The following is an 8,093-nucleotide window of genomic DNA, read 5'->3' on the forward strand; positions in this document are numbered from 1 at the left end:
TTGTAATAACATACGAATACCCTCTATCACCATATAATGATCATCTACTACAAAAACGCCTATCTTCATCGTCTACGGTTAAATATTAATCTCTATCATTATTGAAGTGCCTTTACCGGGAGCGGATTGCAAATCTATTTTGCCTTTTAAAAATTCAACACGGTTTCGGATATTTAACCAGCCCATACCATTAGCTTGTTGCAGTTGATCGGTATCGAAACCCCTTCCATCATCTTCTACGRTAACAGCCACTAGTTTTTCCTGTTCAGCCTGATGTAACTGTATCAGTACATTTTTTGCATTGGCGTGTTTAATGGCATTGTTCAGCAGCTCTTGTATAATACGATAAATTGCAATTGATGTAGTTTGTGGTATTTCTGTTTGATGCATTCCTACAGATTGGTAGTTTACATGCAGCACGCCACTGTGATCCATCTCCGTACAATATTCCTTTAATGCAGTGTCTAGGCCATATTTTACCAGTATTTCTGGCATCATATTATGCGCTACACGGCGCATTTCTTTAATGGAACTATCTAGCATATCTATACTTCGTTCAAAAGCATTAACATTATCGGGGGTCATTATTAAATTCTCTTTCATGTTATTCAGTGAAAATTTTATACCGCTTAGCATTCCGCCCAATCCGTCGTGCAGGTCTTTAGCTAATCGGGTGCGTTCCTGTTCTTCGCCTTTTAGCACAGCTTCGGTAGCAGTCAATTGTTTTTCGGTTTCTAATTCATCAATTTTTACCTGTTGCAATTTTTGGCGGTGTTTGTAGTTTCTGTAAATGAGGACGGAAATAATAAACAGCGCAAGCAAGCTGCCAATGAGTATATAATTAAGTGTATTTTTTTGCTTGAGCTGGGCTTGCTGGAGTTTTATTTGTGTTTCCTTTCTTGAGGTTTCAAATTTTTTTTCGGTTAGAATGGTTTGTTTTGTGATGGCTGTATTTAACAGGCTATCATTTAAAAGTTCTGATCGATTATAATAAAAGTAGCCCTGCTTTGGTTCCTGTTTAGCGTAGAATAAACTTGAAAGTAAAGGATATAACTTTTGATTTAAGTAGGGTATATTATATTGTTGAGTTAAGCGAAGAGCTTTGGTTACATAGGGTTTTATGCTGTCTACTTGTTGAGACCTGAGTGCAATTAATGCAAAGTTTAGTGCCGTTGTTGTTTGTATCTGTTTGTTTCCGCTTGCATTTGCCAAAACCATTGCCTTGTTTAAGTGGTATCTGGCAGAGTCATATAATTTTAGTTCGATATAATTTAATCCCAGATTGCTTAAAGACTCTTCTAGCCATACCTTATTTTTTGATTTTGCCAGAATATCAACGGCTAACAGGCCATTACTTACCCCTTTTCTGTATTGATGCATGCGATAATACAATAGTTGGAGCACATCATAAATTTTACCATCGTATTTATGGTTGTTGTTTTTTAATAATATATCTTTTGCCTTTTCATATTGGTTTACAGCACTTTGATAATCTTCGATTAATAAATACCCATTACCGGCATTAAGCAGGGTACGGGCAAATTGGGTAGCGTCAGCATTTTTTTTAGCATACTCCATAGCCTCCAGGTCTAATTTTAGGTGGTCGTCAAATCTTCCATTGATATATAGCACATCACTATAATTGGCATAATAGTCCAGTACTCCTTGCTTATAACCTAGTTTTCTACTTAAAGCTTTACCTTTGCGGCAAAACTTTTCTGCCTCTTTTAAATTGCTATTAAGATATTGGCTGGCTAAGGCATAATACAATTTCACCTTATTGGTATCATCTGGTATTTCTTTGATTTTCTTTAACAGGCTGTCTATTTTGTGTTCAACCTGGGCATTGCATACAAAACAGATTATAACCGAAAAAAATACCAGCGTTAATTTTCTCATATCCTAATTTACATTTTTCTATTTGCAAATTAAATACTGTTAACGCACATTTCTTATCATCCTTTTTAATGATTTTTTAAGGAGCCAGCTATAAAAATCCTCTTTTTTAATGATTGATAGGCCTCTTGTACCAGCCTAATTTTACATCATTAAATTATAAAAAAATGAAAAGGCTTCTCCTCGCCACCATTGGCATTTGTTTTTTAAATGTGCTATACGCACAAATTTTAAAACCTGTTAAAAATACTGGCAATGTCCAGCAGGCTTCCATGTCATCAGCTGCACTTAGCGATGCCGATTACTTTTTAGCCGTTGCAAAAGTGACTATAAAAACAGGAAAGGATAATAAAGAACTAAACTCCAAATTAATTGTAAGGGTATATCCTACCTCTGGTACCGATAATTATCAGAAAGGCTATATGCTAGAAAATTATATGCCCGAGTTAAAAACCTGGAGTACAAAAGAATTTTATTTACCTCAAGCACCAGGTTTCGATCAAACCTTTAATAGCCTTGCGCATTACAGGCAAACCGGCGTTATGGTAGATATACTGTATAATACCCAGGGTAATGGGCCATTTTTTGGCTTGGATGCATGGAAAATTGAGGAAGTAAATGTTGTGCTAGAATTTAAGGATAAAAATGGAAACCCACATCCAACAATGCCTTCAAAAACGATTTATTTCACAGGGTCTGATATGTATCTCGATTTTATGAAATGGCATTTATTCTGCAAAACAGACGCCTATTTTAATACGCTTCCAACCTTCATCACTAAAAGAGAATAATTCAGGATAAGACAACTTCAATTTTTTTATCTCTAAATACTAAAAAGCTAAACCATGAATACAGAACAAACACAAGAAATGGATGAAAAAACCATTTCCATCATCAGTTACATTACCCTTGTGGGATGGATTATCGCTTACATCCAATTCGGCAAAAATAAAGGTCAATTAGCCACATTCCATATCAGGCAGTCCTTATTCTTAATGCTTTGCGCATTTGCTATTTGTATAGTCCAGCTGGTATTTGCCTTTGCTCCATATCTGGGCAGGATTATCTCTATGTCCCTTAGCCTGGTAATGTCGGGCTTTCTTGTGCTTTGGGTTATTGGATTGCTTAACGCTATTAATGGCGAACAAAAGCCATTACCCATATTTGGCAATAAGGCACAGGATTTACTCAAAGGAATTAAATAACCGAAAATGAAAAGGGTCTTATCCTTGATGTTAGTAGGACTTTTAACTGGTTTTTCTGCTTGTAAAATAGTACCGGTTACGGGTAGGAAGCAAATAAATTTAGTGCCCGATGCCATGCTTAGTGCTATGGCATTAACAGCGTATGATTTGGTGGTAAAAAACAGTACCACACTTGCTAAAAATGATGAACGGGCACAGCTGGTTACTCGAGTAGGAACAAAAATTCAACAGGCTGCTGAAACCTACATGCAGCAGCATAACATGAGCAAAGACCTGAAAAATTTTAAATGGGACTATAATACCGTTGATGCCACAACAATAAATGCTTGGTGTATGCCAGGTGGTAAAGTAGTTGTGTACACGGGATTGTTGCCCTATACACAAAATGAAAATGCATTGGCTGTGGTAATGGGGCATGAAATTGCCCATGCCATTGCCCACCATAGCAATGAACGCATGAGTCAGAGCTTACTCATTAACCTTGGTGGGATAGTTTTACAGGACGCATTAAAAGAAAAAAAGAAGGAAACACAGGCTTTGTTTCTTGGTCTCTATATGGTAGGCTCAAATCTTGCACTGGCGTTGCCTAACAGCCGTATGCAAGAAAGCGAAGCCGATAAATTGGGTTTGATATTTGCCGCTATGGCTGGTTATGATCCCGATGAGGCTATTCCTTTTTGGCAACGGATGAATGCGGGCAACAAAAGCAATGTGCCCGAATTTTTATCTACACATCCTTCGGATGAAACGAGGATCAAAAAAATATCAGTGTTGATTCCAGAAATTAAAGAGAAGTATTATAAACCGTAGAGCGATTTAAAGCGCTAGTAATCATCAGCTAGGCATAAAAATCATCTTTTTTAATGATTGCCTGGTCTTGTTGTTCAATCTACTTTTATATCATAAAATCTAAAATCCATGAAAAAGATAATCCTTCTTGCGATGAATATTGTTCTTTTTGTATCTGCTTTTGCCCAAAAGCAGGCTTTTGATGTAATAAACTATACAATACCCAACAGTTGGGATAAAACAGAAATGGCCAATGGTATTCAGCTGTCCACCAAAAACGATGGTAAAGGAAACTATGCAGCTGTTATTATTCTGCGTTCGRCAGCAAGTACAGTATCAGCAAACGAAAACTTTACGGCCAGCTGGGAGAAATTGGTAAAAGGCACCGTATCTGTTTCCGGAGAACCCATCATGCAAGATCCTGCTACTGAAAAAGGATGGAGCACTTTGTCGGGACAAGCCAGCTATACCGATGGCGCCAATAAGGGATCGGTAACGCTGATAACCGCCACAGGCAATGGCAAAATGGCGAACGTGGTAATTATGACCAATACCGATAAATATCAAAACCAAATACTGGATTTTATAAAAAGCCTGGATTTAAATGAAACGGCAACTGCACTGAACAATAATACAGATCAAGCTCAACAATCGGTTAATGAAACAACTTCGTCAACAAACTATACAACCGGTTCAGGAAGCAAAAATATGTATTCCATCACTGTTCCGCCTACCTGGAGTTTAAATGCCGGGGAGAATAGTTTAATGTTAGAGAAAAACACCACTACAGGAAAAAGAATTATTGAGTTTATGAGTATGATAAAATCTTCGGGCAGTTTAGAAAAAGATATGGAACATATTTTCTTTGAGGTTTTTGATGGATGGGAAACACGGATTCCAGGTATCACAGTATTTACAGAAGCTGAGTGCGAAAAAGGGATGACCTGCCAGGGATTGAATTATTATATGATGTCCAATAGCATAAAGAAAAAAGGTGGGTATGATGTGATCAAAGCAACTGTATTGCTTGTACAAGCTGGCGATAAAGTAGCCATCATTAATTCTACGGATAACATTTTAGGCAGCGAGGTAGAAATGGCTTTACACTTTTTATTATTTAACCTGAGAATAAAAGGAGTGAGCGAAAAAAGTATAAATTATAAACAACAACTGATAGGCACCTGGGCATCAGGCAGCGGCACCTATGGCAATAGTTTGAATTCAGCCACCATCTACACCGCAGACGGGAAATCTTATGTTACGATACAATCTTCAACAACTTCAGGTTATGATTATTATAATAACCTGATAAAAACCAAACAATTTAAAAGCCAAAGCGTGTATAGCTTTACTGGCAATGTATTGGTAAGGAAATCATCATCGGGAAGTGAAAGTAAATATTTTATACGGTTCTATTCCCGCAGATACGGTGACAGGCCATGGGAAAGTTATATGAGTTTGTATGACTGTAATTATGATAAAAACAAAATTGAAGCGGTTCTTCATTTTCATAAGATTTAATCACAATACCAATTTGAATAAGGAAAATCATTATTAACAATAAACTGTTTTGGCGATTAAATAAAACATTTGTTCCACATCCTTAAATTCTAAAAGATATGAAGAAAATTATTCTTTTACTAAGCTTGGCGATCACCATTTATTCTGCAAATGCCCAAGAGGCTCCTCCAAAGGTACCACCTATAAAAAATGTTATTGATGCTAAGCTGCCCACTTTGCCGCAACAACCTGTAAAAGCATCTTTGGGAAGACCTGTAGAATTACCGGACCGACTTGCCTCTGTTAAGGCATTTTTAACAACACATAACTGGCAGCTCATCCGTTGGTGGGTTACACCCAACGCTGGCCATTCAGTTACCGACCCTTCTTTTAAATTTCTCAGCAACGGTACAGTTAGCTGTAGTCTTACCACACCCGAAGCTGTAACAAGGCTCGAATCGGGTACTTATACCCTTCATGGTAATGATGTTTCTATCATTTTAAAAAAAGATGCAAGCGTAACCATGACCTGCAATCTGATTTATAACAACAGCAACAAAACATTAACAGGTACTTATACCCTGCAAGTACTTCCTATTGCCAATGCACCAGTAGGTTATACACCTGGAACAGTAACAGGAAATATGAAACTGGAAATAAAACCATAAAGAACCTAAGAGGTTGAAATAGAAAATCATCTTTTTTAATGATTGACCATTTTTTTATATCAACCTACTTTTATATCACAAAATTTAAAAACAATGAAAAAAATACTCATTTTATTGCTGTTCATTGTAGGAACAATGGCAGTAAATGCACAAGTGAAAACAAATACTGCTTTAGTAAAGGGACAGAATACACATAAAACCATTGATATTAGAGTGCCAGCAGGAACCATGAGGATCGGGCAAGTAGAAGCAAAGGTTATTCCGCTACAGTCCTTAAAAATGAAGGTGAATCCTCAGATACTTGCTAATCAAAAGTTCGCAAAAGACATTGCGATGGAACTCATTTCTATTTCTTTTGAGCCTGCGAACAAACGTTATATTGTTAAGTGCAGAGTTTTTAATGCGGGTACCACCGATATAGATTTAAATCTTTTGAAATATGCTGTTGCAGGAGCACCTAATCACTTACTTACAGAAGTCACCAATACTGATCCCTATTTGTGGAATACCTCAACATATCCTCCCGATATAAATTTCCCATTTGATTTGGAAACAGAGCTGCCAGGTGGCGGAGTTAATTCCTTAAATGGAAGAAGTTTTTGGTTGAAAGAAAGCAGTTGGTTTTCATCGATTAGCAGAGACCCAAATGTTAACGTTGGTGAAATATTAAATAATAATACTATCCTTAAACCTGGAGAATCTGCTTATTCTATAGCAATTGATAGGGCAGTTTGGAATAAAGCTACTGGTGCCGGTGGAGCACACAGAATGTATAGCATTAAAATTGACCCTTTGAATAAAATTGGCGATCAAAACCCAAACAACAATGTAATATATTTTACAATGGATAATATTGATGTTCAGTAATTCGGGTTACACTTACAGGCCACTGAAGTTGTAATGCGGGCCTATAAGAGGAGGTGTGAACATTGCATTTGCTAATGTTTTAGAGAATAAAGAGTTGCTGCAAGTGGAATTGTGTAGCATGTTTTGCGGTTGAGAATAGCGAAAAATCATCCTTTTTAATGATTGTATCAGGTTGCCACTCCGGTTAGATTTACATTAACCATTTATTTTATAATCAATATTTAACTATAAAAATATGAACACACTCAAAAAAGCCTTGCTATCGTTGGCAGTCATTATAACAACTATAACATCTTATGCCCAAACAACCACAATATATGGCAAGGTGACAAAAGGTGATGGTAGCCGCATTAAAGGCACATCAGTAATGCGTGGCTATGAGGACCAACTCATTATTGTAAATTATACAGGAGGCTCAGATCATACGGCCTCCATAGAAATAGAAGTGCCGACAAGTGCTTGTATTGCAGATTTCAGGAACCTGATAACTGCCACACCACAGCAACCCATAGCAGTAAAGTCAATCACCAATACCGCTATCAAATCTTCGGTTATACCAACTGTGAGCGCCGGACAAATAGCTGTAAGTCCCGGAAAAATAACCCCACAGTCGCTACAAACTTTTCCAATTTCTAGAATTGAAATATCGGTAACCAACAGGGTTAGCAATAACCTACCCACTATAGCCCGTCAGGTAATTTTGGAAGATGTAAAAGCAGAGAGCTGCACAGATCTGGCAACAAGTAATACGACCAAAATAAAACTCAAGGCTAATCGCATCGGGTGGATCTATTACAATATGGACACTAAAGGCAATATAAGTGTTTCCAGCAAATCTGGTTGGGATACTGTAAAGGGAACCGCCTGGACAAATTTTTAATAAGCGGATAACCCATGAACCACATCAAAATATTATTGCTCTTTAGTTTCGCATTTACTGGAAAATCAATTATCGATAACCCACCAGGATTTAAACTATACTAATTGGTATGAAATCGACAATGCTTATCCCCTTATTTATACTACTGTCTTTTATCGCTTTTTCTGCCCATGCCCAAAATGATCGGGAACTTAACAGAGACTCGGTATTGGGTTGGCAATACGTTACCAATCCGACCAAAGCCAATACGGTTTATAAACCCTACAAAGGTTATTATGGCTCGTACTC

8 protein-coding genes are annotated in these 8,093 nt (G+C 37.2%); 7 read left to right on the plus strand and 1 reads right to left on the minus strand.

What is annotated here, in order from left to right:
• Window positions 1-78: 78 nt before the first annotated feature.
• Entirely contained in the window at window positions 79-1,899 is a 1,821-nt protein-coding gene (locus AC1DPQ_RS12850; protein ID WP_477609600.1) for a tetratricopeptide repeat-containing sensor histidine kinase, read from the minus strand.
• Window positions 1,900-2,063: 164 nt separating this feature from the next.
• Here AC1DPQ_RS12850 and AC1DPQ_RS12855 point away from each other — a divergent pair, with 164 nt between their 5' ends.
• The 7 genes from AC1DPQ_RS12855 (at window position 2,064) to AC1DPQ_RS12885 (ending at window position 7,805) form a co-directional block, all read left to right on the plus strand.
• Window positions 2,064-2,687, plus strand: coding sequence for a hypothetical protein (locus AC1DPQ_RS12855; protein WP_477582205.1), 624 nt, complete (start codon window positions 2,064-2,066; stop codon window positions 2,685-2,687).
• A 54-nt stretch (window positions 2,688-2,741) separates the two neighbouring features.
• Window positions 2,742-3,101, plus strand: coding sequence for a DUF4870 domain-containing protein (locus tag AC1DPQ_RS12860; protein ID WP_477582206.1), 360 nt, complete (start codon window positions 2,742-2,744; stop codon window positions 3,099-3,101).
• A 6-nt stretch (window positions 3,102-3,107) separates the two neighbouring features.
• A complete protein-coding gene (locus tag AC1DPQ_RS12865) occupies window positions 3,108-3,911 on the plus strand; it encodes a M48 family metallopeptidase (RefSeq protein ID WP_477582208.1) in 804 nt (267 codons plus the stop codon).
• A gap of 108 nt (window positions 3,912-4,019) precedes the next feature.
• On the plus strand, window positions 4,020-5,411 hold the full coding sequence (locus tag AC1DPQ_RS12870; protein WP_477609602.1) for a hypothetical protein: 1,392 nt from the start codon (window positions 4,020-4,022) through the stop codon (window positions 5,409-5,411).
• 98 nt (window positions 5,412-5,509) lie between these two features.
• Window positions 5,510-6,058 (plus strand): hypothetical protein, encoded by a 549-nt coding sequence (locus tag AC1DPQ_RS12875; protein WP_477582214.1) that lies wholly within the window; start codon window positions 5,510-5,512, stop codon window positions 6,056-6,058.
• A gap of 42 nt (window positions 6,059-6,100) precedes the next feature.
• Complete coding sequence (locus AC1DPQ_RS12880) at window positions 6,101-6,925, plus strand: hypothetical protein (protein WP_477582216.1); 825 nt, start codon at window positions 6,101-6,103, stop codon at window positions 6,923-6,925.
• Between the two features lie 235 nt (window positions 6,926-7,160).
• Window positions 7,161-7,805 carry a hypothetical protein gene (locus tag AC1DPQ_RS12885; RefSeq protein ID WP_477609604.1) on the plus strand — a complete coding sequence of 215 codons (645 nt, stop codon included), beginning with the start codon at window positions 7,161-7,163 and terminating at the stop codon, window positions 7,803-7,805.
• Window positions 7,806-8,093 lie beyond the last annotated feature (288 nt).

This window comes from Pedobacter sp. 01T416_2 (genome assembly GCF_056398925.1).